This is a genomic window from Novosphingobium sp. 17-62-19, from assembly GCF_002256775.1.
Classification (GTDB): domain Bacteria; phylum Pseudomonadota; class Alphaproteobacteria; order Sphingomonadales; family Sphingomonadaceae; genus Novosphingobium.
Genome location: NZ_NCII01000030.1, coordinates 1 through 26,500 on the forward strand (window position 1 = coordinate 1; position 26,500 = coordinate 26,500).

Annotated in this window: 26 protein-coding genes and 1 pseudogene; 4 read left to right on the forward strand and 23 right to left on the reverse strand. The window is 63.8% G+C overall.

Annotated features, from left to right (window positions below; translation table 11 throughout):
* Nucleotides 1-207 precede the first annotated feature (207 nt).
* Nucleotides 208-780, reverse strand: coding sequence for a recombinase family protein (locus B7X90_RS07245; RefSeq protein ID WP_007407197.1), 573 nt, complete (start codon nucleotides 778-780; stop codon nucleotides 208-210).
* Nucleotides 781-971: 191 nt separating this feature from the next.
* On the opposite strand from B7X90_RS07245, the gene B7X90_RS07250 reads away from it, so the two are divergent.
* Both B7X90_RS07250 and B7X90_RS07255 read left to right on the forward strand, forming a co-directional pair.
* A complete protein-coding gene (locus tag B7X90_RS07250) occupies nucleotides 972-2,372 on the forward strand; it encodes a Mu transposase C-terminal domain-containing protein (protein ID WP_292623078.1) in 1,401 nt (466 codons plus the stop codon).
* Nucleotides 2,299-3,177 (forward strand): AAA family ATPase, encoded by an 879-nt coding sequence (locus B7X90_RS07255; RefSeq protein WP_009824028.1) that lies wholly within the window; start codon nucleotides 2,299-2,301, stop codon nucleotides 3,175-3,177. The genes B7X90_RS07250 and B7X90_RS07255 overlap by 74 nt, the downstream gene beginning before the upstream one ends.
* 314 nt (nucleotides 3,178-3,491) lie before the next feature.
* On the opposite strand, the pseudogene B7X90_RS07260 reads toward B7X90_RS07255, so the two are convergent.
* The 3 genes and pseudogenes from B7X90_RS07260 to B7X90_RS07270 all read right to left on the reverse strand — a co-directional run.
* Nucleotides 3,492-4,232 (reverse strand): annotated as a pseudogene (locus B7X90_RS07260) (integrase); the annotation flags it as partial.
* A gap of 92 nt (nucleotides 4,233-4,324) precedes the next feature.
* On the reverse strand, nucleotides 4,325-5,608 hold the full coding sequence (locus B7X90_RS07265; RefSeq protein WP_292623081.1) for a tyrosine-type recombinase/integrase: 1,284 nt from the start codon (nucleotides 5,606-5,608) through the stop codon (nucleotides 4,325-4,327).
* A 72-nt stretch (nucleotides 5,609-5,680) separates the two neighbouring features.
* Nucleotides 5,681-6,613 carry a site-specific integrase gene (locus B7X90_RS07270; protein WP_292623136.1) on the reverse strand — a complete coding sequence of 311 codons (933 nt, stop codon included), beginning with the start codon at nucleotides 6,611-6,613 and terminating at the stop codon, nucleotides 5,681-5,683.
* Nucleotides 6,614-6,885: 272 nt separating this feature from the next.
* Here B7X90_RS07270 and B7X90_RS07275 point away from each other — a divergent pair, with 272 nt between their 5' ends.
* Nucleotides 6,886-7,101 carry a hypothetical protein gene (locus tag B7X90_RS07275; protein WP_292623084.1) on the forward strand — a complete coding sequence of 72 codons (216 nt, stop codon included), beginning with the start codon at nucleotides 6,886-6,888 and terminating at the stop codon, nucleotides 7,099-7,101.
* Here the strand turns inward: B7X90_RS07275 and B7X90_RS07280 are convergent.
* From B7X90_RS07280 to B7X90_RS07370, 19 genes are all read right to left on the reverse strand, one after another.
* The gene (locus tag B7X90_RS07280; RefSeq protein ID WP_292623085.1) at nucleotides 7,098-9,890 is read right to left on the reverse strand and encodes a conjugal transfer protein TraG N-terminal domain-containing protein; all 2,793 of its coding nucleotides are present in this window, start codon (nucleotides 9,888-9,890) and stop codon (nucleotides 7,098-7,100) included. The genes B7X90_RS07275 and B7X90_RS07280 overlap by 4 nt on opposite strands.
* A 17-nt stretch (nucleotides 9,891-9,907) precedes the next feature.
* Nucleotides 9,908-11,326 carry a conjugal transfer protein TraH gene (locus B7X90_RS07285; protein ID WP_292623086.1) on the reverse strand — a complete coding sequence of 473 codons (1,419 nt, stop codon included), beginning with the start codon at nucleotides 11,324-11,326 and terminating at the stop codon, nucleotides 9,908-9,910.
* On the reverse strand, nucleotides 11,326-12,156 hold the full coding sequence (locus B7X90_RS07290; RefSeq protein WP_292623088.1) for a conjugal transfer protein TraF: 831 nt from the start codon (nucleotides 12,154-12,156) through the stop codon (nucleotides 11,326-11,328). The genes B7X90_RS07285 and B7X90_RS07290 overlap by 1 nt, the downstream gene beginning before the upstream one ends.
* A gap of 17 nt (nucleotides 12,157-12,173) precedes the next feature.
* Nucleotides 12,174-13,979, reverse strand: coding sequence for a conjugal transfer protein TraN (locus B7X90_RS07295; RefSeq protein ID WP_292623090.1), 1,806 nt, complete (start codon nucleotides 13,977-13,979; stop codon nucleotides 12,174-12,176).
* Nucleotides 13,979-14,713 carry a type-F conjugative transfer system pilin assembly protein TrbC gene (gene trbC, locus B7X90_RS07300; RefSeq protein ID WP_292623092.1) on the reverse strand — a complete coding sequence of 245 codons (735 nt, stop codon included), beginning with the start codon at nucleotides 14,711-14,713 and terminating at the stop codon, nucleotides 13,979-13,981. Before trbC ends, B7X90_RS07295 begins: the two co-directional genes overlap by 1 nt.
* 12 nt (nucleotides 14,714-14,725) lie before the next feature.
* A complete protein-coding gene (gene traU, locus B7X90_RS07305; RefSeq protein ID WP_292623093.1) occupies nucleotides 14,726-15,748 on the reverse strand; it encodes a conjugal transfer pilus assembly protein TraU in 1,023 nt (340 codons plus the stop codon).
* Nucleotides 15,741-16,022: a hypothetical protein gene (locus B7X90_RS07310; RefSeq protein WP_292623095.1), complete on the reverse strand. Its 282-nt coding sequence runs from the start codon at nucleotides 16,020-16,022 to the stop codon at nucleotides 15,741-15,743. Before B7X90_RS07310 ends, traU begins: the two co-directional genes overlap by 8 nt.
* The gene (gene traW, locus B7X90_RS07315; RefSeq protein WP_292623098.1) at nucleotides 16,019-16,696 is read right to left on the reverse strand and encodes a type-F conjugative transfer system protein TraW; all 678 of its coding nucleotides are present in this window, start codon (nucleotides 16,694-16,696) and stop codon (nucleotides 16,019-16,021) included. Before traW ends, B7X90_RS07310 begins: the two co-directional genes overlap by 4 nt.
* A complete protein-coding gene (locus B7X90_RS07320; protein ID WP_292623099.1) occupies nucleotides 16,693-17,247 on the reverse strand; it encodes a S26 family signal peptidase in 555 nt (184 codons plus the stop codon). Before B7X90_RS07320 ends, traW begins: the two co-directional genes overlap by 4 nt.
* Nucleotides 17,231-17,740, reverse strand: a complete 510-nt coding sequence (locus B7X90_RS07325) for a TrbI F-type domain-containing protein (protein ID WP_292623102.1) — start codon at nucleotides 17,738-17,740, stop codon at nucleotides 17,231-17,233. Before B7X90_RS07325 ends, B7X90_RS07320 begins: the two co-directional genes overlap by 17 nt.
* Entirely contained in the window at nucleotides 17,737-18,060 is a 324-nt protein-coding gene (locus B7X90_RS07330) for a hypothetical protein (RefSeq protein WP_292623104.1), read from the reverse strand. Before B7X90_RS07330 ends, B7X90_RS07325 begins: the two co-directional genes overlap by 4 nt.
* Nucleotides 18,057-20,606 carry a type IV secretion system protein TraC gene (gene traC / locus B7X90_RS07335; RefSeq protein ID WP_292623105.1) on the reverse strand — a complete coding sequence of 850 codons (2,550 nt, stop codon included), beginning with the start codon at nucleotides 20,604-20,606 and terminating at the stop codon, nucleotides 18,057-18,059. The genes B7X90_RS07330 and traC overlap by 4 nt, the downstream gene beginning before the upstream one ends.
* A gap of 6 nt (nucleotides 20,607-20,612) precedes the next feature.
* Nucleotides 20,613-21,278 (reverse strand): TraV family lipoprotein, encoded by a 666-nt coding sequence (locus tag B7X90_RS07340; protein WP_292623107.1) that lies wholly within the window; start codon nucleotides 21,276-21,278, stop codon nucleotides 20,613-20,615.
* Entirely contained in the window at nucleotides 21,275-22,126 is an 852-nt protein-coding gene (locus B7X90_RS07345; RefSeq protein ID WP_292623108.1) for a DsbC family protein, read from the reverse strand. Before B7X90_RS07345 ends, B7X90_RS07340 begins: the two co-directional genes overlap by 4 nt.
* Nucleotides 22,127-22,170: 44 nt before the next feature.
* On the reverse strand, nucleotides 22,171-23,505 hold the full coding sequence (locus B7X90_RS07350) for a TrbI/VirB10 family protein (RefSeq protein WP_292623110.1): 1,335 nt from the start codon (nucleotides 23,503-23,505) through the stop codon (nucleotides 22,171-22,173).
* Nucleotides 23,502-24,329 (reverse strand): type-F conjugative transfer system secretin TraK, encoded by an 828-nt coding sequence (locus tag B7X90_RS07355; RefSeq protein WP_292623111.1) that lies wholly within the window; start codon nucleotides 24,327-24,329, stop codon nucleotides 23,502-23,504. The genes B7X90_RS07350 and B7X90_RS07355 overlap by 4 nt, the downstream gene beginning before the upstream one ends.
* Nucleotides 24,326-24,889, reverse strand: a complete 564-nt coding sequence (locus tag B7X90_RS07360; RefSeq protein ID WP_292623113.1) for a type IV conjugative transfer system protein TraE — start codon at nucleotides 24,887-24,889, stop codon at nucleotides 24,326-24,328. Before B7X90_RS07360 ends, B7X90_RS07355 begins: the two co-directional genes overlap by 4 nt.
* A 1-nt stretch (nucleotide 24,890) precedes the next feature.
* Nucleotides 24,891-25,175: a type IV conjugative transfer system protein TraL gene (gene traL / locus B7X90_RS07365; RefSeq protein WP_292623115.1), complete on the reverse strand. Its 285-nt coding sequence runs from the start codon at nucleotides 25,173-25,175 to the stop codon at nucleotides 24,891-24,893.
* Nucleotides 25,176-25,239: 64 nt separating this feature from the next.
* Entirely contained in the window at nucleotides 25,240-25,569 is a 330-nt protein-coding gene (locus B7X90_RS07370) for a hypothetical protein (RefSeq protein ID WP_292623116.1), read from the reverse strand.
* A gap of 434 nt (nucleotides 25,570-26,003) precedes the next feature.
* Between B7X90_RS07370 and B7X90_RS07375 the strand changes: the two genes are divergently transcribed.
* On the forward strand, nucleotides 26,004-26,480 hold the full coding sequence (locus B7X90_RS07375; protein WP_292623118.1) for a hypothetical protein: 477 nt from the start codon (nucleotides 26,004-26,006) through the stop codon (nucleotides 26,478-26,480).
* Nucleotides 26,481-26,500 lie beyond the last annotated feature (20 nt).

A 26,500-nucleotide genomic window follows, 5' to 3' on the forward strand; every position in this document is an offset into this window, starting at 1 on the left:
CAACAAAGCCGGTGATCGAAGTTTGCGGCCTATGTGAGGCGTGCAGCAGATAGACCCCACAGATCGACCAATGTCTGTCAAACGGTCGATTGCGGGAGGCGCGCGCCGATCGCGGCCGAGGTCGCCGAAACAGCCCTACTAGGTTCCGATGTAAACGCTCGCGCTAAGTGGCGGCATTCTGATCGCGCTATTTGTCGGCGAGCGTCGCTACGCGGCTACCGGCTTGGTCTCGGCCGATCGCACATAGGCGTAGAGTGTTGGCTTGGAGATGCCGAGCATCGAGCAAATCTTGGCGATCGGCATCGTGTTCTCGTGGTAGAGCCTGACGGCCAGGTCGCGCTTGTCCTTGCCGAGTGCGGCCGGCCGGCCACCCTTCTTGCCGCGAGCGCGGGCTGCGGTGAGACCGGCCTGGGTCCGCTCGCGGATCAGGTTGCGCTCGAACTCCGCCAATGCCCCGAACAGGTGGAAGGTAAGCTTGCCCGACGTGGTGGTCGTGTCGATCGCCTCGTGCAGGCTCAGCAGCCCGACCTTTTCCTCGTCGAGGTAGGTCATCCATCCGATCAGATCACGGAGCGAGCGGCCGAGCCTGTCGAGGCGCCAGACCACCAGTGTGTCGCCGGCGCGAAGCAGCTCCTTCACCTTTTCCAATCCAGGGCGAGCGGCAGTCGCCCCGGAGGCCTTGTCGGTGATGACCTTCTCGCAGCCGGCAGCCTTCAGCGCATCACGCTGGAGGTCCAGGTTCTGCTCGGCGGTCGATACGCGGGCGTAACCGATTTTCATGCGTAGGGCCGGTGGCGCCCCGATCGGGCGCGGTTTGGGAAGAAAGTCGTCATCGGCAGGTCTATGTTGCCCTAGTTTTCTTTACCGGGTAGATTTACGTCGAACAGGCCGGTTTGGCAACGCGAGCGGACTCGCATGGCGATGGGCAGGCAAATCTCCGTTTTCCTTACCTGCGACACGGACCGTCGGCGGTGACGCATCCGGCGCTTGTCCCGCCGCTGGCGATCGAGCGCTACCGCGTCCTTGAACCGCACCTCGCCGATGGCATCCCGCTCGCGGACCTCGCCCGCACCGGCACGCTGAGCGAGCGGACGTTGCAGCGCTGGCTCGGGCGCTACCGTGCCGAAGGACTTGCCGGTCTCGCGCGTCTGCCGCGCAACGATCGGGGCAGGCTGCACCTGCCGGAACATCTGGTCGAACTGACCCGCACTCTCGCCACCAAGCGCCCGCGACCCCCGGTCGCCGCCATTCACCGAAAGGTGCAGGAACTCGCCATCGCGCATGGACACCGAACCCCCAGCTATGCGGCCGTCGCGCGTGTCGTCAGGGCGATACCGGCAAGCCAGATCGCCGCAGCCTCCGATCCGGCCGTCTACCGCGACCAGCACGAGCTAGTGCATCGGCGCGAAGCCGCGACCTCGAACGAGATGTGGCAGGCCGATCATACCGTTCTCGACATTCTCGTGCTCGATGATGCCGGAACCCCGGTGCGTCCTTGGCTGACCGTCATCGTTGACGATCACAGCCGAGCCATCGCCGGTTACTTCCTCAGCCTCGATGCCCCCAGTGCCCTCAACACGGCGCTCGCCTTGCGGCAGGCGATCTGGCGCAAGCCCAATCCCGAATGGATCGTCAGCGGCATTCCCGAACAGCTTTACGTCGACAACGGCTCGGATTTCATCTCCGAGCATATCGAGCAGGCGTGCATCGCCCTCAAAATCCGCCTCATCCATTCGCTGCCGGGGCGTCCTCGCGGGCGCGGCAAGATCGAGCGGCTGTTCCGCACCATCAACGACATGTTCCTGCCCGACCTGCCCGGCCACCTGATCGCGGGCAAGCCGCTGTCGGCGCCAGTGCTCACGCTCGACGAGCTGCGCGCCCGCTTCGAGGCGTTCGTGTGCGGCGTCTATCATCGTCGCCCGCATGGCAGCACCGGCGAACCGCCGATCACGCGCTGGCAGAAGGGCGGGTTCCTGCCCGCAATGCCCGACAGCCTTGAACAGCTCGACATGCTGTTCGTGCACGTGCCCAAGCCCCGTAAAGTGCTGCGCGACGGCATCCGTCTGATGGGCAGGCGCTATGTCGAACCCACGCTCGCGGCCTTCGTCGGCGAGCAGGTCGAGGCGGTCTATGACCCCCGCGACCTGACCGAGATCCACGTCTACCACCAGGGCCGGTTCGTCTGCCGTGCGCTCAGCTCCGAGCACGCTGGGCACCCGTCGTTGCGCGCGATCCAGCGCGCCCGGCGCGGCGCGAAGGAGCGCGACAAGCAGGTGCCTGCCCCCACGGAGACCTTCGATGGCGACCAAGAGGATACGGCTTCCCGGCCCACCACCTACCGAGGGCTCCGGCTCTACGCCGCTGACGATTGAGTTCCTGGTCGAGCAGCCGTTCCTGGCGACCCGCGAACATGCCCGGTTCGTCGAGTTTGCCGAAGCCTGCGCGCACTACCGCTATATCGGCGTGTGTCATGGCCGGCCGGGCGTCGGAAAGACGCGATCGGCGCGCGAGTTTTCCAGCTTCCCCGACCTGGGGGAATATGCCGCGCTCCGTCCCATTGCCGCGCTCCTTGGCGAAAAGGTCGCTCGCTGCCGCGCCGTCTTCTACACCGTGTCGGTCAGCAACACGCCCAAGACGATCGACGCGGTGTTGGGCCTCAACCTCATTAAGCTGGGCTATGCCCGGCTGACGGTCGCGGGCGGCTCGCAGGACGAAATCACCCATGACGCCGCCCGCATCGCCTGCCCCCTCGTCATCGTCGACGAGGCCGACCGCCTGACCATAAAGTCGCTCGAACATCTCCGCGACATGGCCGATCGCCACGGCTTCGGGCTGATCCTGATGGGTATGCCGGGCTTGGAGAAGCGCCTCGCCCGCTATGCCCAGCTCTACTCGCGGATCGGCTTCGTCCACGAGTTCAAACCGCTTACCGAGACCGAAATGCGGCTGCTGCTCGCGACCCACGCCGGCGATTTCGGGATCAGCTTCGACCCGGCCCAACTCGACGCGATCGAAGCGCAGGCAGCCGTGATCCGCATCACGCGCGGCAACTTCCGGCTCATGGAGCGCCTGTTCGCGCAGATGCGGCGGATCATGACCCTCAACCGCGTCGAGGAGGTCACCGCTGACATCGTTCAGGCCGCGCGCGATTGCCTCGTCATCGGACCCGGCAACTGACAAATAGCGCGATCAGAACGCCGCCATTTAGCGCGAGCGTTTACACAGGATAAGATCCATACCGTTTCCGGAACCACTTTCTTGTTTCCTCTTCGAAATTGGACTGTGCTGATGAGTTTGAGCGATGGTGGCTTCGCTCATACACTACGCGCTACCAGGCCCCTGCCCGTTTCTTAGGCTTAACGTTGTAGCTCAAGACCCCGGGGGCTCAGCCTCCCTTCTCCGGTTCTTGCCGCTGCGCAAATCCCTCGATCTACCTGCCGCCGTCGTGTGGTCGCACGGCATCATCCAAAGACCTATTTAGGCCGTCATGACTAGCCAATCTTCGCCATAAGGCGCCCCGCCGCCCCCTGCTCTGCCGCGAGATTGCGATTATAAGCGAGCGGCATCCGCGGCGACTTCCACCGCAGCGCGTCCATGATGCCGGCCAAATCCTCCCCGCTGGCGAACAGGTCCTGATTGAGCCCGATCCGCGTCGAGTGCGCACTGATCCCCTTCAGCAACCGCGCCAGATCGTCCGCCGTCAAATCGGGCAGCGCGCCACGGTCGAACGCGCGGCCGATGATCGACCGAAAGATTGGTCCGATCGAGCCCGGGTGCAGCGCCACGGTGCCGATGTCATATTCGACGCGCGCCTTCACCGCCGGCTTGGACAGCGTCTTGCGCAGATCCCACGTCTCCCGGCCCGAGATGCTGTCGATCGGCCGACCGCGCACGGCTGCCCGCGCCTTGTAGCGCCGCACCTGCACCCGCCGGAACAGCGGCCCTGTCGTGATCCCCGCCGCTTCGGTCCACGCCGCGATCGCCGCGACGGTGCGCGGGCTGAGGTAGGCGGTCGCCCCCTCCCCGTCTTGATCGCCCTTATGACGCAGAATCTGCAGCAGCCGCGCTTCGGGATCGATCGCCTCCTCAATATGCTCAATGGCGACCGCCACCAGTTCGGAGGCGCGCAGCCCGGTGTCATAAGCGGCCGATAGCAGCGCCCGATCACGCAGCCCCGGCAGATCCTCGCCACAACTCTCGAGCAGCGCGCGGATGTTGAGCCCCCGCGCCTTGTTGTCGGCTGCCAAAGTTTCGATCATTCCTGACGCCAAGTTCAGGCCCGCTCTGCCATAATTGATGGCAACGGATTGGCTGCTTGAGGCCATTATCTCCTCACCTCGCGCAGCATTCGCGCGGTTGCGTTGGATGCCGGAGCCAGCTTGCGGCCATATCGCAGCGCGGTGGACGTCGACGTCCACCGCAGCGCCTGCGCGATCGGTCCGGCGTCTTCGCCGGTGGCGAACAAATCCTGGGTCAACCCGACCCTGAGCGAATGCGTACTGAGCGCCGCGATCGCCGAGTCGAGGTCCTTGCCGACGAGATTGACGAGGTACTCGTCTGCTGCCCGCTGTGCGACCCTCTTGATGATCAATCGCACCGCTGCCGGCGTCAGCGGTTCCTCGCCGATGACATAGGTTGTTGTTGCCAGCACGGGTTTCGTGTCCGGAGACACTGTCGCGCCGGCAGGCAGCCGCCACTGGAACCCCGGCGGGGCCGGGAGTGCTTCGGTTGGCGCAGCGGCACGCGCTTTGGTGCGAACCACACCGATACGCCGAAACAGCGCCCCCTCAGAAATTCCGCTTGCTTCACGCCAGGCTGCAAGTCGCCGCATGGTGTCGGGCGAGAGCCAAGCGTAAGCCCCCTTCCCTTCCTGATCGGTTTTGGAATTCGGCACAGTGAGCACCGCCGAGCCATCGGGTTCGACCGCAATGTGATCGCAGGCCACCCGCACCAACTCTGCCACGCGCAACCCGGTGTCGTAAGCCAGCGAAAGCAGCGCCGCATCGCGCAGACCCGGCAGCGTCTCCGGACAGGCCTGCAATAGCGCACTCAAGGTGAACCCTTTGGCGGGAACGAGGCCGATCCCCTCACCAAACCGCAGCGGCCCCGCCTGGCGCTGCGTCACATCGACCCGGCGACGGAACCCGCGCAGCGCATCCCGCACGATCGGTCCCCGCGTGGGGCTTGGCGCACTGAGCAGCCCGTGCACCACGGCAAGGCTGGCCAGGCGTCGGCCCACCGTCGCCGGTTTGAGCTGCCGCCTTTCGCAATCCTCCAGATAGGCAACGATCCGCGCCTCGCTGGCGGGCAGAGCAATGCCGCCCGTGCGGGCGCAGAAGCCAGCATAGCAGGAGAGGTCATTGGCTAGCGCCTTGACGCTCATCGGGGCGCGCGCTTCGAGGCTCTTGCGGAAGGCGAGATGGTCGATCGCTGCGTCTTTTCCGACGAGCCCCGCGAGCAGGTCGGTAAGCTGGTGAACTCGGTCGGTAGCGCGTCCGTCACGCCTTCGCGGCAGTGGCGCCTCACCCGCGGCGCGGACGACCACGATCTCGCCCACACCAATAGCAGCATTGGCGGCGGAGGGGACGGAGAGCGATTTCGTGGCCATGCGCGTTGAATAGGCGCTTTGAAGGGCAATGTCACTATCGATAAGATCCCATTATCTTTAGTTTGCAATGGCTTATAAAAACTCTTCGCCGGCATGGTCGTCAAACAATTCGGCGGAACGAACATAACCCAGCAGCACCTCGACCTTCTTATGCCGCGACACCTCCTGCATCTTGGCAATGGTCGCACCGGACCGTGAAGCCTCGGTGAGGAACCCCGCGCGCAGCGAATGGCCGCCTACCTTTTCAGGATCGAGCCCCACTATCCCTGCATATTTCTGGATCAGCCGCGCGATCGAGCGATCCGACATAGGATTGTTGGTCAGCCGCCCTTGGGGGTCGATCTGGTAGAACAGCGGCCCCTCACGACCACCACGGACCGTCAACCAGGCTTTAAGCCGTTCAACGGGTTTGAGTTTTTTGCCCGAGGGCACGGCTATCATCTGCCCTTCCCCCTCCTGGTCGGTCTTGGAGTGGCGCAGCGTCAGTTTCAGACCCTTGTCCACCATTTCCACATCGCGCATTTCGAGCGCAACCAGGTCGGAGCGTCGTAGCGCTGCCGCGAGGCCGAGCACCAAGATCGCCCGGTCGCGGATTGTGCGTGTGCCTTGCCCATCGGCGACCGCGATCATCGCTGCCAGATCACGGGCGGTGATCGCCGCCTTGCGGGCGCTGGGCCGCGCTCTCGCGTCGCGGCGGATCCCCGCGAGGGTGTCGCCGATCACCATGCGCGCATCTCGCGCACTCGGCGGTACTTGCCCGTCTTGCCGATGCTTCCATCCGATCGCAGCAAGATGGCGACCGATGGTCGTACCCGCTTTGCCCGCCAGCGCGAGCGAAGCAAGATACGTTGCCACCGCTTCAGGAGGCGCCGGCAACGGGTCGAGCGAACGTTCGTCACACCAGCCTTCGAACTGGTTCCAGTCGCTGGCATAGGCCCGCAGGGTGTTCGCCGCCTTGGCCTGGGCGCGGTAGCCCCGCGCTGCGGCGATCTCATCGCCCAACACCCTCCCTGGGTAAGAGATTTCGGCTGTGGGAACCGCCGTGAGCGGCGCAACAGGGAACCGGGGGCAATCTCTGGCGGCATCCTCGCCTGTAATCGCCATTTTCCGCCCTTCCCTGCGCCAAAACCCACCTAGCCATACCTCCATTTCCACTGTCCGTGAAGAGCTGTTATCGGACAGTGGAAATTGCGAGTGATCAGATCGAATAGGCGATGAATTCGTCTCCCAAACCATTGAAAGGCATGATATCTACCTCTCCACGAGGAAGATGATCCATGCGCAGACACGCACCAATGTGGGAAGCCGAACTCGGCGACGATGACGGGATCAACGACATCGACGTTTATCTGCGGAAATCCATGGACGACATGGAGGAGATGAACCACCCGATCGATGGCGCAAGGCGGCCGAACTGGTCGCAGCTTCTGATATTTCTAGGTGCCGCAGCCATTTTCCTGTTCATCGCCTCATCCTGGACGCAAGGCACCTAATCGGTTCGGTCGTCAAACCATTCGGCGTTGGTGCGCCGCGTGTGTTCGTCATGCAGGCTTTGTGCACCGCGAACCGCCTGATCTTGTTCGCTCTGCCGGTTGTGTTGGGCGCGATCGAGTTCAGCTGACCCGTGCTGCAATTCCCTCGCCGTGCCATTTTCGTTAGGATGGGTTGAGTGCGCAGACGAGATGGGATGGCTTCCTGGCACGACCCCATGCGGGCGCTCCATGCTTAATCGAGTGGGGCCATCGACCGCACCCATGGCGGCGGTCGGATTGACGAGGCGAGACTGCACGGCCTCAACCTCGGTCAGCACGTAATCTTCCAAGATTTTGCCCACTACCAGATCGCGCGCGGCGCGCTGCGACGGCGTAGGCGTCGTATTGAGCAACGATGGCGCGCCAAGGCCCCGATAGGTAGTGCTGGCCAGCTCGTAATAACGGCTGGCAACGTACTGCGACATGTCCTCGCTGAGCTGGTAGCCGTGTGTTTCGCTGAAGGAAGCAACGTCCTCGAGCCGCCTGCCAATCTCGTCCATGCGCGAAGCCTGATGCTCGAGCGCTTGCGCGTGTTCGTAATAGCGCTCCGTTGAACTGCGGTTCTCCGCGAAGGTCTCGCTCCGGCTGAAGTCACCGCTCCGCGAATAGGTCCCGTCGCTATTGGAAACATCGCGGCCTCCAGCATGATCCGCGCGATAATGTTCACCCTGCGATTCCGAAGTCCCATCGCTCCTCGATCGATTTGTCCCCTTATCAAACGATACACCATCGCGAGCACTGATTGCGTATCCTCCAGTCAGCGACGCAGGTCCTCCGCCAATTCGGGCTCCAGTACCACCCCGCGACCCGCCAATGTTCAGGCTTCCTCCCAAATTCCAATTCGTGGCCGTACCCGAGGCGTAATTGTTGCGAGAACCCTCGCTCGCGGATGTCGTGTCGCTGATGGTGCGACTGCTGGTGGTCTGGCTGCCCTCTGCGCGCGAGCGTCGGTCGTATTCCGAGATCGAGGTGCCCTGCTGACTGCCGCTCGATGTCTCACTGCCCGCGCCCGAGCGCGTCCCGCTCGACGTACCGTGGCTCAACCGCTCGCCTTGTCGCCAGTTCTCGTTGGCCGCTTCGCGAAGCTGGTCGGCCCGGCTGTGATAGTTGGACGCCGATTTGCGAAGTTCGCCGACAAACCCTTCGCTGACCGTCGGCTTGAAGCCATAGGCGCTGATGCCGCGCGCTACATTCTCCACGCGTGTTCCATCGGCGGTCCGCGAACTGGTCGTCCCGTTATTGTTGACCTGGGTCGTATAGCCGAAGCCCCCTGTGAAATTGGGTGCAATGTTCCACTGGTCGCGCTGGACGGTGTTGGCAGAGAGATTCTGGTAGCTGACATTGCCATAGGCATAGTTGCCGGTGGTCCGCTCGGTCGCGGCCTGCTCGGCAGCATTCTGCGTCGGCGCCAGCATCGAGGTTGCATTGCTGGCAACCGCCATCGCGCCGCGCGCCATGCCGGCGGCAAGGAACGGGACCGACATCATCAGGAAGCCGGCGATGGTCGCTGTGTCAGCACTGACGGCATCGATCCCGGCCAACCCCGCCATGGTCATGCCGCCGGGCGACGCCGCATTCATCGCCGCAATCGTCCGGTCCATCACGAACATGTGCAGCACAACGTAAAGCGGGCCCCAGGCCGCAAGATAGAAGAAACCCGTGATGTAGCCGCGCAAGGCCACAGGCCCGGTTTGAGGCATCAGAAACAACGGGAAGATCACCGGAAACATCGCGTAGAACACGACCGTCAGCACGATGCCGAGCAAAGGCACCCAGGTCATCGCCTGCTGGGCAATCGAGGTATAAGTGTTTCGCGCCTGGGCATCGGCGCGGAGCATCGCGAACGTATCGCCGTCGGCCGCATCGAAATTGGCGCGCGCTTCGAGAAAGGCATCGACCAGCGAACGCTGCTGGAAGATCGTGCTTGCGCTCTGCGTAGCCCCGTTGAAGGCCTGCGCTACGATGGGAAGATCAGCGATCAGCTTGGCCTTGGCAGCCGCCGATGCGAGGTTCGGAAACGCGGTGGGCGCAAATCGCGTCAATTCGTTGTCGGTCGCCGCCGGAATATCAACGTTGCGCAATGCGGTGTAGGCCGCGGCACAGGTTCGGATATCGCTTCCGCCACCTTCGTTCGGGGCTTTCAGCCACTTCATCGCGCGGGCAGGCGAGCCAGGTCCCATATCGGCGAGGATGTTCGTCGAATTCGCGATCTGGTCGGTCGTCCTGAAGCCCAGCAGAATGTCGTAGAACAGGCACTGCCGAAAATAGCTCTCGACGTTGGCGCGTACGCGCGGATCGTGGAATTCAAAGCCGCGCGTCCGGTCGTAGAGTCTTGCACCGTAGAGCATGCCATTTGTCGAGAGGCGCAGCTGGTCGGGCATGACGAAAACGGTCTCCGCGCGCCTCGTCAGCCAGTCACCAATCTGGCTCGACAGCGACGCAATTGCGGCAAGGCCGATCGGTACATTGTCCACGGTCGCTGGTGCAAGGCCCGGATTGATGCGGTCGGTGACCTTCACGCTCGTCGTCGGCACGATCATGCACATGTAGATGACGGTCGCCGACAGGAACCAGTTGAACCAGACTTTCCAGTTCAAGGTGAACGCGACAATCAGCAGCACATAGCCGAGCCCCATGACCATCACGACCTGGATCAGCGAGCGAAAGCCCCCTCCCCCGCACCAGGCCGCCACGGCATTGAGCACGTTGACGATGGGCTGCCCGCCCCCGATCGTGAAGATCTCGAGCATGGCGAAACAGCCCTTCCCTACTGAAGGCCCTGCGCGGACAGCCCACGCGAGAAATTGAGCGCAGCGGACATCTGCGGCGAGAGGCTGTTGCGCAACGTGCGTTCGAGAAACACTGTCCGGTCGAGCACAACCTGCATCCTGGTCAGCCGGGCATTGAGTCCGTTGCTTTCACTATCCATCGCCAGCGATACCTGTCGCAACTGCTCGCGCCACTGTCCCAGCGTCTCGGCATCGGCATTGTGAAAACTTGCCTGCCCCTGGTTCACGAGATTGTAGAACTGGCGAACCAGCGTCTCGAGCATGTCGACGCCAACAATTTCGGCGAGATTGTCCATGTCTGATGACGACATGCCGCCAAGCTGGGCTGCCGCATTGACGGTCACGATCTTGTAAAGCGGAATACTGGTTGCCCCGAGCAGGCCGATCTCCTGCGTGGTGAGCGCGGTGTTGCTCCGAACCTTGGCATTCATGCTCTCAAGCAGCGCGCGAATGCGCGGTTTGAGCGCCTGGCCCGGGTCAATCGACAACGTGCCAAGCACCGGGTTGAGGCACCTGTCGGCGCTGTCGCAGCGCAGGACTTTCGCGCCGCTCCCGCCATCGAGCAACGCGGTCAGGATCGCACGATCGCCCTGCCCCAGATAGCGGTAGGAGGGATTGCCCGCATCGCTTTGGGCTTTTACGTAGATGACCGTGCCCACCAGCGTCATCAGATATTCCCGAAAATCTTGGTCAAACGTGGGATAGGACTTCTTCAACATGTCCCAGGTGTAGTTGTAGGAATCAGCAGGGATCGTCGGATCGCTATTTGCTGCCAGAGTCGAGGCACGCGCCCCGCCTTCGTTGCATTCATGGCGGGACTTGGCCCAGTCGGAAAAGATGCCCTGGCTGTTACCGATGTACTTGCAGATCTCGGCCTCGCGCCCCGCCTGCTTGCCCCAGAGCCCTGAGACAAGGTTCTGCGCCATCTCGCACGAGTTCATGTTGAACTGGTTCAGCTGCTGGACCTTCTGCGACAGATCCTCGAGCGTCGAAGCGATCTGCGGGCTGATCGACTTGATCGCGAGCATGAAGGCAAAGCCCAGCGCGTTGCTGGCGGTCGCCTTGAGCAGCGCAATCAACTCGTCCGAGTTGATGAACGAAAAACTCCCCCCAAACAGGTCAATGCCGCCGCAGCCCGCTTTCACATTGGGCAGCTGGAGATTGACCGGATTGACCGAGGCCTGCGGGAACCGCGTCCACAGACTGCCGCCGGTGTAATAGCCCGCCGACTGGCCCTGATAGGCCGATGGCCCGGTCACATTGGCCGCGCCGCCCATCTGGTTGAAAAACGTGTTGAGCTCGGCATTGACCCCTGCGTGCGCGGGCGCTGCCAGGGCGACGTTGAGCGCAAGGGCAAGCATGAGGCCACGCGCCGCCGTGTGGAGAAGCCGCTGCATCAGTAATCGCTCCCGGGTGCAACGCGCGTGAGGGTGAAGATGCGCTGCATGACCTCGTCGGCCGACATCATGCCGTAACCGATCGGCACCGGCCGCCGGGTCACCGTGTCGAACAACACAAGCGCCGGGACCTGGTTGCCCGTGAGCCCCATCTTCTCATACTGGCCGGTATTGACGACAAAGCTCGGAAAAGCGCTCGACCGGCCCCCATCCATCGAAACCGGCAGGACCGAGAGCGCGTACTGGTCCGACAGGCTCCTGAGGATCGGTGCGAAGACCTCGCAGGCCCCGCAACCAGAAGCATAGAAATAGTAGACGCCGTAGCGCTCGGCGAGGGCAGCCATGGTCGCGGCGCGGTCGGTCTTGCGCCCGTCAAGCCAGGTGCGCTTGCCCAGCGTGTTGACCGGTCTGTGCAAGGTATAATCGAGATCGGGGTTCTGCCAGACCGCGCGGCCCCACACGTCCGCGAACAAAGACGCCCGATTGAGTTGTTCGCGCTGGAACGCGGCATAAGCGGTGATATTGGCCGTCGTCGGTTCGAGTACCGCCCGCGCCTTCAGCTCATCGAGCTGACGCGTAATCGCGCCCAGCTGCTCCACCGCAGCAAGGGTTGGCGGCGCTCCTGACGTTGCCCTATCATCAGGAGATTTGGGTGCTTCGCAGTAGAACCAGGTGCCAAGCTGGCGTTCGGCGCAGTAGAAGGCGTCGCCCTGGGGCATCGCGCCAGCGCGCGGCCCTTCGTCCGACGGATTGGCGGCGATCACGGCGACCGGCATTGCCGCTGCGCCGACGAATGCCAGAACATGAGGCAATTTGCGCGAGTGATGCATGGGAGATCTCCTCGTGCTCACGGCGAGGGCGTTTGGCCGTGAAGCTGGTAATATTCGCGGATGCGATCCTGGATCTGCGTGGCTGTCGCGACTTCATCGGGCAGCTTCACCGCTTGCGTAAAATCGGCATAGACTTCGCTGAAATTCATCGCGCCAAGATCGAGCCGTTGAAATTCGGTGACGGTAAATCCGCGGCAATCGGGATGCCTGGCCTCGCCCCAGCCCAGCCTCAGCTGCGCGCGCCCCTGCTCCTGCAGGATGCGCGAGAGCTTGCTCGGGAAGCAACAGTACGACTTGCGCTTGGCGGTGCAGACGAACAGCACCTTTTGCGAACAATAAGTCCCGACGTAATGACACAGGCCCATGCGGTCCTTGACATCGAGGAGCTTTTCTTCCGACGAACACAGGAACTGGGTCAGGAACGGCGTCGCCAGTGCGGCAATTGCGGCCGGGCCGCCCGCGATCGCAGCAGCACCGGCAGAAGCGGTCAGCAATCCCGAACTTTTCCCCGCGCAGCAATTGACCAATCCGAATATCGGCCGGTGGCACCCGGTCGCCTCGCCCTTGAACAGCGACAGGTCGGCAGGGTCGAACTGATCGCGCACATCGCCCATGGCGTGCACCGCGACGATAGCGTCGCGAAATTCCGCCGATGCCTCGCGTTCGACTTGTGTGCATTCGCCGCCCAGGCAGTAGAGATCGGATCCGCACAGGCTCGCAGGCGCGCTCGCGCTGCTGCTACTGGTCGTGCAGCGATAGACCTCGTCCTTGACCTGGCAGTCTCCGACTTGCGGGTCATCAAGGCATTCCTCATGGTCAAAAGTGCAGCCGGGTCTGCCTGCAAGGCTCGCGCAATCATTGGCGTGCTCGGTGCCGGTGCAACTATATGTGCGGTGCCATTTCCAGCAGGTTTGCGTGACCGCCACGCCCCCGATGTCCCGCGTTGCGGGATCGGTATCGATGCAGGTCTCCTGCTCCAGCGTACAGGTTTGCCCCGCTGTCGCAGCGGCGCATTGGGTCTCATCTGGCGCTATGATGCCGCCCGTCATCGTGCGCGCTGCCGGAACAGGCAACCCTGCCACGGCTTCGCCGCACTCCAGCCTGGTCACCGTAATGGTATGCTGTTCGGTACAAGGCCCGTCCCCAGCTTTAAGGCAAATCAGGCGTGTGGAGACATCGGTGACCCGGCAGCGACCGTCGGCAAGATAAGGATCGAAGAGTGCGCAGGCATCGTCAGGCCAATCGCGGCACGAATAGTCGTAGACGGAGCGGGGAGCGGATTTGGCGACGAGCGGGACATCGCAACTTGCACTGGCCCGGACGGGCTTGAGGCCGTCGTTGCAGCTCTCCAGATAAGAAATCCCGGGTTCTTCGCCCGCTGGCAGTGGCTGACATTTACCCTCGCTGCCGGAAATCCCCTCGCCTGCACCGAGATAGTTGTCGGGCTCTGCCTCGATACTTGTCGCGCGGGTCATGTCGATTTTTACAGGATCGAAATAGGGTCGCTGCGGATCGATGACCGTCTGGTAGGCGCTCGATGTCCTCGCCGCGCTGGCGCCCTGGCTCGCCAAAGCATCGGGATCTCCGGCCAGATATCCTTGCGGGAAATCCGTTCCGCCAAATCCCGGCACGAGTGAGGGTGCCGCGCCGTCCTGAACCGCCGCGCCGGCGACCGACTGGACTTGCCTTGCCAGGGCCTCGCCTTGTGCCGCGCCCTGTGTTGCGGAATGTGTCGCAGTTTGTGCCGCGACTTGCGGACCGCCCCCACTGCTGGCGAGCACCACGCCCAGCGCCACGAAGCCAGCCAGTTGCCGGCGGGCCATCATTGCGCGCTCCCGAGCCGCGCCAGCGCGGCCTCTGCCACGGGCGCGCCGGGCCCCCGGGCACCGGCAATCGTCTCGAGCGCAAAGCCCGCCGGGACGTTACCGACGAGGCGGTCGAAAGGCGGCACGTCGGAGACGCAGGTTAGGCTGTCGCAAGGGACATAATCACTCGATACCGCGACATACGTCGGCACGGCTTCGACCCCGAACGCCCGGAAGAGCCTGGGATCAATCAGCACGCTCGCTGCTTGACGAGGTTCCACCAGCTTGTGCATGGCAAGGGCAAAGCGGGCCGGATTCCCGCCAGGGAAACCCCTGAACACAACCACCCCGCCCGCCTGTGTCACGTCGCCAATCACCCGCTTGAGCGAAGCCTCAGGCATCGACAGGCTGGCAAAGGCGACCAGCATCGGCCCGCCGCGCGGCGCGGTCAGGTTACCCTTTGCCCCGGCCAGAATCGCGTCAAAATCCATCGGCCCTTGTGCGCCGCCTGCGGTTCCGAGAGGCGCGCGGCGCAGATTGGCCTCACTGCTGGTCACTACGGCACTGGCGCTCTCGACCGCGGTCTTGCCCCGTGTGAGCGCCTGTTTCACGAGGTTCTCGGCATTTTCGGCAATGGCGGGATCGCGTCCTTCGATCGCGCCGAGATCGAGCCCGCCCACCGTCTGCGCGAGGATAGCGCTCGTCGCACCAAGACCGAGAACCACAAATGACAAGGAGATCAGTCGCTTCATGGCCACTTCTCCCTAAAGCACGCAGCAATTGCGCTTGCGCCAGACGAGGAAGCCCAAGTCCTCGCCCACAACCGGCGTGACCCGCCCCGACTGCGGCAGGATCGTGCTTGCGCCGACCGGCGAACAGGCCTCGCGCCCCGAGACCATCGGCGAAGGGTTCACCATCTGCAGGCGGTACTGCTGCTTCCTGAGCACGGGCATCAGGTATTTGCCGCACAGGCCCTTCGAACCCATCGTGCCCCAGGCAAGCCCCGTTCGGTGCATCTTGTAGAGCATGTGCTCGGCGGCGAGACGGCCCGACTGTTCCATGCCGACATTGGCACCGATATTGCCGTTCATCGGATACATCGAACCGTTGCAGCCCGAGCACCAGAACAGCTTGTCGAGCGGCAGGCGCGTCGTTGCCGCCACGCAATCGGCGGCGCAGGCCGCCTGCGCGAGGGTCGAGGTAAACAGCGCCGCCTCGGGATTGAGGATCGTGGTCAGCGCATCGTCCTGCCAGGTCGGATCGAGCTCGGTCACATAGGCAATGTCAAAGCTCGATTTTTCAAAGCACAGGAAATCGGTCAGGAGCTCGAGCCAATAGAGCAGCGGATAGACATAGTAGTGGACGTGGTACTTGGCCGTGTTCTGCCCCCGTCCCCCGATCTGCGAGCCTTGGCTCACATAGCCATTGCCGACATTGAACCCGGGATTGAGCTTGATCCCGCCAAGATTGGGAAAACAGAATGGCCTGGTTGTCACATCGATCAGGCGCACCGGCTCCCAGAAGCCCAGCGCGACACCGATCCGGGGAATCGGCGAGCCGCAGGCGCAGATCGGAAAATCCGGGTTGTCGGTGTCGGCACGGTTCGACCCCCAGATCTTCATCGATCCGACTGAAAGCGGAAACAGGCAGCCCCAGCACACATCGGTGACCGGGTTCACGAAACGCCCCGAGCAGCGCGATGGTGCCTGCGCCCCGGCGGGCGACGCGAGCACAAGCGCCACCACGGCCAGAAGAAGGTTCAGGCATCTGTGGCCCCGCCTAGTCATCGTGCCGCTCCCGCAAGAGCCAGGCATCGTCGGCGTGTATTTTCCTGCACAACCAGACCGGAACGAGCACCGCGAGATAGACGACAAGGGCCGCAACCAGCGCGACCCCGAATATGCCCGCCACCTCGATGAAATCGCTCCAGAACAGGCAGATCGCTCCCAGCAGGGCGAGCGCACCCAGCATCGACAGGCGCATGTTCCGCAAAGGTCTGCTTTCAGGCGCGGCGAGGGGAACGGGCGCGAATGCGCGCAACCGGATGCGCCATGTGTTCATGACACGGCACCTTTACGCGGCAGTGCGACCTCGCTTACCTCAAGGGTACGGCCCTGCTGACGCACATAGGCCGGCGTATGGGTAATCCCGAAGCGCGTTGTGAGGATGCCTGCCTGATCAAACCAGATGCGCCTCTGCATCTGGTGCATGCGCTCCAGTGGCGCTCCGCGCACCAGAATGATCGAGACGCGCGTGTCATTGCCCCGGGCATTCGCCCAAGCCATCTCGTCGCTGCTCGTGCCATCGACAAACACCAGTTCGCGCGGCAGGCGCACCAGATCGAGCGGGTTGATCCGCTGGCCCTTCGCCGCGATCAGCGCGCCCTTGGCATCGCGGACATCGGCATCGATTGCGACCGAAGGATCGTAGACCCAGGTTCGGTTCTGCGTTGCAGCCGCCAGACCCGCAACGGCGGGTGGATGTTCCACGCGGGCCTGCGCACGGTCGGAAAATGTCCGGTTGAGGCGGTCAATCTCCCCCGAAGCCTGCGCGTGCGCCAGACGCTGGCTGACTGCCTGAAGGAGATCCGGCTCGATCACCGGCCAGGTTTCGCCAAACCGGCCAAAGTCATGAGCTTGCGCACGGGACATTTGCGGCGGGTGTGCATCGCCTGCCAGCAGCACCAGCGCACCTGTCATCCCGCCTGCCAGAATGCGGATGGGCACCCTGCTCATAGAATACCCTCCGCCGTTCCGATCAACCGGTCGCGGCAGATGAAGCCGATTTCTGCATAGCGGCTGTCGAACCCATCCTTGTGCGGCGAGCCTGCAAACACGCATCCCGCCGGGACAAGGCCCAGCGGCCCTGGCTGCAGGATCTCGCCCTGCCGGGTCCGCGGCTTCAGTCGCGCGACAGGTCGGCCATTGACGATGACGGCGCTGCCCGTGCGCGAGACCAGATCGCCGGGCAAGCCATAGGTAATCTTGACGAAAGGCGCAGGCCGCTTGCCAAAATGCCGCCGCACGAGCGGGGCCTTGCCTGGCGCGAACACGACATAGTCGCCCCGCGCTGGAAAGCGCGCTCGTTCCAAGAGGAACGCCCAGTCGGGCAGCGACTGCGAAACGTTGATCAGCAGCACATGGCGATCGTGCCAGTCGCGCACGGCGGCGATGGCAGCGCTGCCTGCCGCGAGCATGAATAACGCGGTCAGGTGCCGAACGCCCACGGGCTGCGTGGCCAGGCGGCCACGCGCTGTCTGCGCCTGATTGTCAGCGGGCCGGGCCATTGGTGCCTCCCGTCTGCTGAAGATAATCGCGCATCCGGGCCTCGGTCCCGCTGTCGCTTGCAGGGTGCGGCGGGGTAAGTCGCGCCTGGATCTCGCGGCGCACCACGGCGGTGATATCGGGCACCGACCCGCCAATGACCGCCTCGCTGACCAGAACCACGTGACCATCGCGGGTACGCCGCGCAAGGCTGGCGTCGAGCGATTTCATGAACAGCGCGGTTTCGGTCCTGATCTGCTCGGGGGATCCCGCCGAGCGCGCCTGGGTCCGAACATATTCCGCGACCAGCGCCCCCAGCTGGACTTTCACGAACGAAGCCGGCCGCGCGCGTAAATCCAGAATGGCCCGCGTAGACCAAGCGCCCCAGGCAATCACGGCGATCGACACAGCGAGCACCACCATTTGCGCACGCCCCATACCTGCAGATCGGCGCGGGATGGCTATAGGTTCAGGAACTTGCGCGATGGGATGTTCATCGCCGGGACATTGGGTCATCTCGCGTCGCTCCCCTGTTCCAGTGCGCGCAGCAGACTTGCTCGCCTGAAGAAGCCGGTCCCGGCAAAGCCTGCGCTCCACAGCGCAGCGATCAGCACACCAAAGTCATGCTGGCGGGCAGGCGGGGCCGTTTCAAAGTGGGCGGCAAGGTTCGCCAGCTGGAGCATGGTCCCGCGCAGCGAAAACCCGCCAAGCGCGCCGGTGATGGCTGCCAGAAGCCCGAGCGCCACCAGTGCGTTGACCGCGAGCCATCCCGACAGCCGCAAACCATTGGCTGCCACAAGCCCCCAGCGGGGAAATCTTGATGTGGCACGCGTCACCGCACGGCCTCGCGGATGGGCTGCTTGTGACCAGCAAAGGCGACGGCCTCGATCGCATCGGCCATCGCGTGTCCGCTGTGCAGCGCCTGCTCGATCTGTGCGAAGACTGCGGGGCTTGATGAGTAAAGCGTCGCGGAAAAGGGGTCGAGCACCAGACGGCAGACCGCCTGTGTATCGGGCCCGCGGATCAGGAGATCGGAATATTCGGTGCCCTGCCGCTTGAGCGAACGCAGCAGCGCATCGGTATGATTGTCCATCTCGAAGCGCGCGGACTTGCGAAAATCGGCAATCGTCTCGGCCTTCTGCTGGAGCACGAGGAACCAGTCGGAATTCTCGAGTGCCGCGCGCGAACCGTCTGACTTGTAGTAGTCGTTAATCGACTGGGTCGCGGTGATCAGCGCCGCACCGTATTTGCGGCAGGTGCGCGAGTAGGTCTCGATGAAATCGGCCATCGCCCCGCCCTTGAGCATCTGCCAGGCCTCATCGACAATCAGCGCCTTGGGAATGGCGCGATCGAGCTTGCGCATCGTCTGCGACGCCACGAACATGATCGAGGTCAGGACGACACTGCGGAGTTCCTCGCGCGAGGAAAGGTCGGAAAGTTCGAAAACCGTGAGGTCCGCCGAGAGGTCGAGCGTGTTGTCACCCAGAAAGAAGCGCCCGAACGTGCCGGTACTGGCAAAAGGCAGCAGCGCCGTCGCAAGATCCTCGGCAAACAGATTGGCGGATGCGCGCAGTGCCGCAATCACCGCGTCAATTGTCCCGTCGCCAGCGCTTTGTGCCCAAACGGAATTTACCGCCGCATCGATCAACCCGCGCTCGGTGTCATTGAGCCGGGTTTCGAAGCGCGCCATCTGTGCAATGATCGCCTTCAGCATTGCCAGGCAGTCGACCCGGTAATCCTCGTCCACATCGGCGAGGGTCGCATCGATCATGCGGAAGGGGTTGAGCGAGATGCCCGACGACAGTCGGAACTCGGTGAATGTACCGCCCAGCGCCTTGGCCATGTGCTCGAATGAACGCCCATCGTCGATGACGATGCTCCGCGCGCCTACACCGGCCAGGCTCGCGGTCAGGTCCTGCAGGAGCACGGACTTGCCCGAGCCCGATTTGCCCGCGATCGCCACGTTGTGATTGCCGGCCGTGTTCTGGAACGGCGACCAGAACTGCGGCTGCCCCCGCCTACCCACAAAGAGCAGGTGGGGGATATGCCCGCCCGCATATTCGCCCTGAAGCGGCGCCATCGAGGCGACATTGGCCGAAAGCACCGTGCGGAAGCGCTTCATGCGCTGCAGGTCGGCGGCAAGGCCATCGGCCAGCTGCAATGGAAACGATGCCATGAGCCCCGCCATCTGGAGATAGGTCTCGTCGATCAGGTCCCAGCCCGCGGCCTTGTAGATCGCCTTGACGGTGCGCTCATTAAGGTCGCCGCGCCCCTCGGGCGAAAGCATGGTCACCGTGTAATAGACCCGCATCAGCTTCTGGCCGTGGCGCACTTCGGCCTGGACGTGTTCCCACTCCTGCGACTGCCGACGCAGTGCCGGAACGAGCCGGGACGCCTTGCCGTCGGCCAGTTGCGTTGTGCGCGCGAACTTGAATCCGGCGCGGGTTTCGGAGGCCTCGGTAGCGGGAACGATCCCGCAGATCGTCTGCAATACGGGACAAGGCAGGCAAAGCTTGGGATTGAACACATCGCCGATGATCTTCTGGGTGTCCCACGGCGCCCAGCGTTCGGGGAAATGCCGCACCGACATCGTGCGCACGTCGAACCTGTCGGGCGTGTATTCGGCAAATTCAGGCGCGCCCGCCACTACGCTGCCGGTCGCGCGCAGCGACTGGGCATGAAGCACGATCCGGTCGCGTTCGGTCCGGGTGACAAGATCGCGCCGGACGCATTGCGCGTTGATCGGATCCAGCGGGCTATAATGCGGCGCGTCATCGCCTGCCCCGGTTGCAGGACACAAGACGTCATCGAGAAAGCGGATCAGATCGACCGGCCCGAGCGCCCGGCTTGGAACCGCGATGGAATCGAAGGCCGCCACAATGCCCTCGCGCATTGCGGCAAGATCCCCGGTGTCGATTCCGGCACCATCGGGTGCGCCGATACAAAGCAGCACGCGAAACTGGCGCAGCAGAAAGGGCCCGTCGCTCGCGAGCGACGCCCAGGCCCCGCTGCGCAGGAGGTCAAGCCGGTAACGCGCAAGGCGCTCGAACACACCGCCGGCCCGCACGCGCGGCAGCATCCATTCCTGGATCTTCTCGGAAATGCGCGGGCTTGCATAATTGATGATCTGGAACTGCACGCCCGGCAGCAGCACATCGGAAAAGACCGTGCCGGTGATATCGGCCACGCGTTCGTCGGCGCCGATCAACGGCGCGAGCTCGAGGATGAAGCCCTTCGACCGCGTCTGGTAAAACAGACCCGTGTCTGCGCTGTAGGACCGGTAGCCGAGCAGGTTCGCCAGCATCGGTACGTCGATCGATGCCAGATCGTCCTCCGGGACTTTCGCATCGCCCGTAACCAGTTCGATGAGACGTGCCAGCATGCCGCGTTACTCCTCCATCGCCGGGAAATTGGCTGCCTTGCGCGTTCGCTCAAGCGACGCCGTGACATCGGCCTTGATCGCATCGAGCGGCGATGGCCCTACGGATGGGTGCGGCGCGGTCGCCGGCACGCGGCCTGCCCCGGTCTCCGGTCCCGCAGGCGACAGGCCAGCGATTGGTCCCGGCTGCTCCAGCTCGGGGGCTTGTTCGGCAAGAGCGAGCAGGCCCGGCGTGCGGACACCATCCGCGCTATCGGCAAGGACCAGTTGCACGTCCGACGCCGACGTTTCGGTCAGCGCAACATGGACAATCGCTTTCTCGTGAAGACGGCCCTGACGATCGACATGCGGAAGGAAAACAATTCGCATGGTGCGCGGTGCCTGCAGTCCGCCCTGCCCGCCACGGCCACTGCGCGCCATCCCCGCCGCCTGCATGCGGCGCTGCCGATCGTCGGGCGCGGCGGCCGCCGTGGCATCGCGGATCGCCTGGATCGCGGCATCGTCAATCACTGCCGAAGGTGCGCAAGTGCCGCCCGGTGCCTTGCAGGCAAAGCTCCCCTGGACATTGTCCGGAAGCAGCGCGCAGCCCGAGAGCAGCACAACCGGCGCAGCAGCGGCCGCGATCATCGCCAATCCGTGATCCGCCCGGCTCGTCCTGGAGCGCCCGCCGGTCACGACGCTTTCCCTCCAGCAAGCCAGGTCTCGAGCACTTGTCTGGGACGGTAGCCCTGCAGCACGGCACCATCCGACCGGACGATTACCGGCGTCCCGTCGAAACCGTGTTCTCTTGCAAACCGCTCGTTGGCATCAAGCCCGCTCGTATCGCAGGACGCCGCCGGCAGATCCGCTCCCGCATAAGCCTGCTCGAGCGCCCTGTTCCGATCGGGCGCGCAGATCACCGCGTTCGACAGCATGCGCGTGCCCAGCAGCGAGATCGGCCGCTCGATCACACGCACGTCCATGCCTTTCAGTTCCTGGTGCAGGAGCTTGCAGTAGCCGCAGCGAAAATCGCTGAACACGGTGAGACTGCGCGCGCCCCTGCCCCAGGGTATCGCGCCTGACGCTGGCAAACCCTCAAGCGAGATATTGCCTGCCACTTCGCGCAGCCGCGCAGCGACAGGCGTAGCGGTCGGCGACGTTTCGCTATCGCCTCGCGCCGCAGCGGCCCCCGTGCCGACAAGCAGGTCCGGATTGATCGCGAGCAGTCGCGCCGCAGTCAGGTCCTGGCGGGTCTCCATATCGTAGACCCGCCCGATCATGAGATAGCGCCCGCTTGCATCGGTGTAGAACAGGTTCGCGCCAGCCTGCACTTCGCACAGGCCTGCCACCACGCTGCAATCGATCCGGGTGGGCCGGGTACGCGGCAAACGCTGGTTCAGGACGCGCGCGACGCGGTCCTCGGGCGCAAGTCCCGCCACGATCGCAGCGGCAGCGCCAGTCACGCCCTTGGCTGCGTCCATCGCCAGCCCCGGGGCCGCCATCGCGGTGCCCCCTGCCAGCGCAAGGGCCCCGATGGCCGTCATCATGCTACGCCTGTTGCTGAACCACTCTGGCATTGCGCGCGTCCTCAGTTGCGAATGAACACCCCGTCGAGAAAGACGATTTCCACATCGATGCCGGTCGGCATCTCGATCACCGGTTGGTACTGCTCGGCGCGCTCGATCAGGTATTTCGAAACCTGGTCCGCCGACGTCGCGGCGCCCGAGCCCACCCCGCCCTGGGCAATCTCGCCCAGCGACAGCTTGTCGCGTTGCCCGTTCACATTGACGCTTGAACCCGTCAGCGCGGTCTCGGTGTTGAGCGAGAATCCCCGCCCGAAACCACCGGCCAGGCCAGCAAGAAATGCCTGCCCGACAAGGCCGCCCTCGCGGCTGACCACGCGCCCGCGCACGCCGGTCTTGCCGCCAAAGGCGATGAAGCCCTTGACTTCACTGACAGCAAAGCGCCCGCCAGGCTGCGGACAGGTCATGCGCTGGAGGCGCACGTAGACCTTCTCGGACGAGAGATCCCCGGTCGCCGCGCCATTGACCATGCAGCCCTCGATCTGGGTGCGCAGCAGGCGGCCGTCGGCATAGACCGAGCGTGCAGGGCCGGTAATCCGCAGCACGACCGGGAGCGGATCGTTCTGGCTGCGCACGCTTGTCGTCGCATCGACGCCCACCACGACCCGCGCCCGCGCTATCGAGTTCGGCGGCAGGTAATTGGCGCTGTCGGTAAAGCTCGTTGTCTTGCCCGGCGTGATGCGCTCGGCGGTCCCGGCGCCGGGCGGGCCGAAGGCCACGAGCTTGATTTCGTGAGTGCGAGGGGGCGCTGCATCGATCGCCGCGCGATCAGGCGCTTGTCCGTCAGCAGTTTGCGGCGGCTGATAAATGCCAGGTGCGGTCGGACCATACAATGCGGTGGGACCGGCAACGGGCGCGCGCGATACCGATTGCGCTGATTCAATCTGCGCGCGCAATTGCTGGTTTTCGGCCTCATAGGCGGACAGCACGCGCGTCCCATCTTCGGCCATCGCGGACTTCTCGCCCTGAAGCGACTGGATCTGCGCCTCGAGCTGCTGGAGCCTCTCGGCATTTCCTTCTAGCCCCCTGATCTGGTTGCCGTATTGCTCCATCTGTCCTTCGGACATGGCCATCCATTCGCGCTCGGACATGTTGCGATTGACCATGTCGTCGGTCGAAACCTTGACCTCGCCGTTGCTGGCAGTGTCATCGCCGGCCCCGGCGTTGCCAGAACCCACGTTGGTGTTCGGCTGCAGGATCCACGCCATCGCGCCCACCGCGACGGTGCCGCCGACACCATAAAACAGGAGCTTCTGCCGGCGCTCGGTCAGAAGGTTGCGCCGCAGATCATCGGTTCCGACTGCCGTGTTCTCCGCGCGGCGCCAGGGATTCCAGATCATGGCCTTTCTCCAGGCTCGCCATGCGGCTCGACGATGTAGGCAGTGGTGACCTGCGCCGGCGCGAGATCGGGATTGCCGATGCTCACGGCGATCGCACCGGTGGAGGCGACCTGCTCACCGCCAATCGTCACAGGTTTGGGACCGCGGTTCTCGAGCCGCAGAATCTTGCCGTCCAGCGTTACCCCCCGGTATTGCCCGAGCATCTGGACCTTGAGCGTTCCGGCCATGACCGGCGCAAGCGGCCGCCAGCGCACATCGAAGCCATCGGCAGGAAGTTGCTGTGCCATCGCGCGCATGAGCCGGATCGCGGTCTCGTCATCTGACAGTGCAGTGGCGGCGATATCTGTGAACTCACGGGGATGTTCGATATCGGCGTTGGTGAGGAACACTTGTCGCGCCTCGTCGCCTGCAACCTTGCAGGTGAACTTGTAGACGTAGCCGCGCCGGGTTGTGCCGAAGAACGAGATCGAAGCCCGCGCAAAACCTTCGGGCACCGACAAATAGATGTCGCCGCGGACCGGTTCGCCCACCACCGAGAAGTCCTCGGACGAATTGCCCGTCGATACCTTGGACACCGAAGCGAACTGGTCGTTCTTCAACGAGATTCGCGTGAGGTCCTTGAGCGAGGCATCGCACTGGACCTGGCCATTGTCGGCAACGAGGAGGTTCTGGTCGGCATGGGCGGCTTGCGGCAGGACCAACACCGCCGCCGCGATAAAGTGGGCACCACATTCGTGCCGGGCAAGGCGCAAGGCCTGTCTGGCATGGTCTGATCCGGCCGAAACCAGGCCCGTCCAGGCGCCGGGCGAACTCGCGCAAATCATGTTTCGGGCTCCGTCCGTTCGGTCATGCCAAACCCTCGCAAGCGCAGCGAAACGCCGCTGAAGCTCCACACGAACCGGAACACCCGGTGCTGGGTGCTCACCTCCTTCGATCCCGCCACGGTGTGAAGTACGCCGCCAACTTCGCTCGTCAGCGCCTCGGGATCGGTCCTCAGCCAGTCAATCGTGAAGAACTGGGTGATCTGCGAACCTTGCTGCTCGGTAACGACCTTCATCAGATCGCGCTTGAGCCCTCCCCGGGCCTGGTCGTCGGCAAGCTCCAGAATACTGGTCATCCAGTAATCGAGCGTTTCGGGAGAGCGGTTGAGCACGAGCAGCGCCGTGTCGCGTGTGACCGCCTCGAGGTATTCTTTCGAAACACCGGCACTGCTGACCGTCAGCGGCGAATGCACAATGGGCATCAGGATCACCTCGCGGTCACGGCTGAACGCCATGAAAACCCCGGCGATCGCGAGGACCCCGAACGTCAGCGATGCGAGTGCCAGCGCATTGCGCTGGCGCAGGATGCGCTGGGCGCTGACATGGGCATGTTGAAGTTCCATGTCAGCCGGCCATCAAGCGCAAGTGGGACGGCGGGCAAACCCTGAGACCGAAAAACGCCCCCGGCAAATGCCAGTAGCCTGCGTGGAGAACCCACGACATCGATCGTCCAGCTCTCAATTTGCGATAACCGAACCACGTTCCGACCGCACAAATCAGGCCGATGACAACATGCTGCGTCAGGACGCCCCAGACAAACGGGATGAACATGACGAGGAACTCGTCGAGCGTCCAAAATCCGATCAGTTCGGGATCGTCGAGATGCCTGGGGATCGTGAAGCGGTCCATGGGTCTGCCCACCGTCAGTTGACGCGCCGTTCGGGGGATGGAGGCCGGCGCGCTGGTCGCCGTCTCAGATCGTTGCCGTGACGGTCGAAGTGACAATCGGAATGCCGGTGCCCGCGCCGACGCCGACGCCGACGGGGATCGCGACCTGGCCCAGCGAGAACCGGCCCGAAGCAAGGCCGACAATGCCGCCGGCGAGTGAGAGCACAGTGATGATCTTGCCGCCCGACCCTTGCAGGAAGCCCGAAAACTTGGTGAGCGCGGTGTTGAACGTCGCATCGGTGCCTGCAACAGCAGCGTCCGCGCCAAGTACCGTTCCTGCTGCGACGATCGCCGCCGCCAGCGCCAAGGATTGCACCGATGACGGCACCGCGCCGCCAAGCTTCCTGATGTCCATTTCGAGACCTCCTGATAAAGTTGTGCGGCTGTTGGTCCGCCCACTCAGAAAGCCTCACTCCGGCCTTGTCCGGCAACGCGTGGAGATCGGAGGAACAGAAAAAATGCTGCGCAGCATGCGCCGCGGTGCAGCTCCGAAGCCATCCCGGGACAGGTTGATGCCAGTGCTGTGCGCAATGCACGCCACACCGGTCCAAATCCCGACCGGCACGGTGCAACTGGCATCCCAGCACGGATCCAATTCAGACCAGAGTGGGCCACTGCTGATCGAATCGCGCGGGAGTGCTTGAAGAGCGTGATCAACCTGCCCCAACACCCGCGCCGCCGCCGACAATACCCCTTTTCCGGGAATGGCCGGAAGCCCTGCGGTCAGGCAATTTCTGACCTGGCGGACCTGCGGCACATTGCGCGCACACGGACCGCACACGGGGGCGCATGACCATGCTTGCCAGAAATGACTACGCGGATTGCGGGAGCCCACCGATGACACTGATGCAAGGGCTTTGCGCCATCATCGCCCGCGAAATCGGTCGCCGCGATTTGAGCTTGCGCCACCTGTGCGAGGCCGGCGCCATCCGCCGTCGGCAAGGATTTCGAGAGCGCTTGGCTGCGGCCACGCTGTGCTCGCAGGAGATTGACGCTTTGGTACGATACCTCGAGATCGATCCTGTGCGTGTCGTGATTGCGCTTGAAGTATTCGGGGACAGCGAAAGCTACTTCGAGACACTGGGTCTTAATCTTTCCAATGTCTGCCGCGCCCTCAAAGGGGCAGCCGAACGGCACGAGGCGGCGCTCGATTGCGCATTCGAGCCAATGCGTCCCGGCCTGTGCGCCGCGATCGCGGACAGGATTTGCCAGGCGCTTGTCGCGCATCACGCGCGCGTCGAAGAGGCCCGTTCAGCTGCATTGTAACGCTCCTGACCCAAGTTTCG

What these genes read in the sequence shown, in the direction of transcription:
- B7X90_RS07265 (WP_292623081.1), bottom strand. Translation starts at nt 5,608, where the DNA reads ATGGCCACGAAATCGCTCTCCGTCCCCTCCGCCGCCAATGCTGCTATT.
- B7X90_RS07245 (WP_007407197.1), bottom strand. Translation starts at nt 780, where the DNA reads ATGAAAATCGGTTACGCCCGCGTATCGACCGCCGAGCAGAACCTGGAC.
- B7X90_RS07360 (WP_292623113.1), bottom strand. Translation starts at nt 24,889, where the DNA reads ATGGAACTTCAACATGCCCATGTCAGCGCCCAGCGCATCCTGCGCCAG.
- traC (WP_292623105.1), bottom strand. Translation starts at nt 20,606, where the DNA reads ATGCTGGCACGTCTCATCGAACTGGTTACGGGCGATGCGAAAGTCCCG.
- traU (WP_292623093.1), bottom strand. Translation starts at nt 15,748, where the DNA reads ATGACTAGGCGGGGCCACAGATGCCTGAACCTTCTTCTGGCCGTGGTG.
- traW (WP_292623098.1), bottom strand. Translation starts at nt 16,696, where the DNA reads ATGAGCAGGGTGCCCATCCGCATTCTGGCAGGCGGGATGACAGGTGCG.
- B7X90_RS07310 (WP_292623095.1), bottom strand. Translation starts at nt 16,022, where the DNA reads ATGAACACATGGCGCATCCGGTTGCGCGCATTCGCGCCCGTTCCCCTC.
- B7X90_RS07255 (WP_009824028.1), top strand. Translation starts at nt 2,299, where the DNA reads ATGGCGACCAAGAGGATACGGCTTCCCGGCCCACCACCTACCGAGGGC.
- B7X90_RS07370 (WP_292623116.1), bottom strand. Translation starts at nt 25,569, where the DNA reads ATGGACATCAGGAAGCTTGGCGGCGCGGTGCCGTCATCGGTGCAATCC.
- trbC (WP_292623092.1), bottom strand. Translation starts at nt 14,713, where the DNA reads ATGAAGCGACTGATCTCCTTGTCATTTGTGGTTCTCGGTCTTGGTGCG.
- B7X90_RS07290 (WP_292623088.1), bottom strand. Translation starts at nt 12,156, where the DNA reads ATGCATCACTCGCGCAAATTGCCTCATGTTCTGGCATTCGTCGGCGCA.
- B7X90_RS07285 (WP_292623086.1), bottom strand. Translation starts at nt 11,326, where the DNA reads ATGCAGCGGCTTCTCCACACGGCGGCGCGTGGCCTCATGCTTGCCCTT.
- B7X90_RS07325 (WP_292623102.1), bottom strand. Translation starts at nt 17,740, where the DNA reads ATGACCCAATGTCCCGGCGATGAACATCCCATCGCGCAAGTTCCTGAA.
- B7X90_RS07275 (WP_292623084.1), top strand. Translation starts at nt 6,886, where the DNA reads ATGCGCAGACACGCACCAATGTGGGAAGCCGAACTCGGCGACGATGAC.
- B7X90_RS07345 (WP_292623108.1), bottom strand. Translation starts at nt 22,126, where the DNA reads ATGACGGCCATCGGGGCCCTTGCGCTGGCAGGGGGCACCGCGATGGCG.
- B7X90_RS07280 (WP_292623085.1), bottom strand. Translation starts at nt 9,890, where the DNA reads ATGCTCGAGATCTTCACGATCGGGGGCGGGCAGCCCATCGTCAACGTG.
- B7X90_RS07375 (WP_292623118.1), top strand. Translation starts at nt 26,004, where the DNA reads ATGACCATGCTTGCCAGAAATGACTACGCGGATTGCGGGAGCCCACCG.
- B7X90_RS07355 (WP_292623111.1), bottom strand. Translation starts at nt 24,329, where the DNA reads ATGATTTGCGCGAGTTCGCCCGGCGCCTGGACGGGCCTGGTTTCGGCC.
- B7X90_RS07350 (WP_292623110.1), bottom strand. Translation starts at nt 23,505, where the DNA reads ATGATCTGGAATCCCTGGCGCCGCGCGGAGAACACGGCAGTCGGAACC.
- B7X90_RS07320 (WP_292623099.1), bottom strand. Translation starts at nt 17,247, where the DNA reads ATGGCCCGGCCCGCTGACAATCAGGCGCAGACAGCGCGTGGCCGCCTG.
- B7X90_RS07295 (WP_292623090.1), bottom strand. Translation starts at nt 13,979, where the DNA reads ATGGCCCGCCGGCAACTGGCTGGCTTCGTGGCGCTGGGCGTGGTGCTC.
- traL (WP_292623115.1), bottom strand. Translation starts at nt 25,175, where the DNA reads ATGGACCGCTTCACGATCCCCAGGCATCTCGACGATCCCGAACTGATC.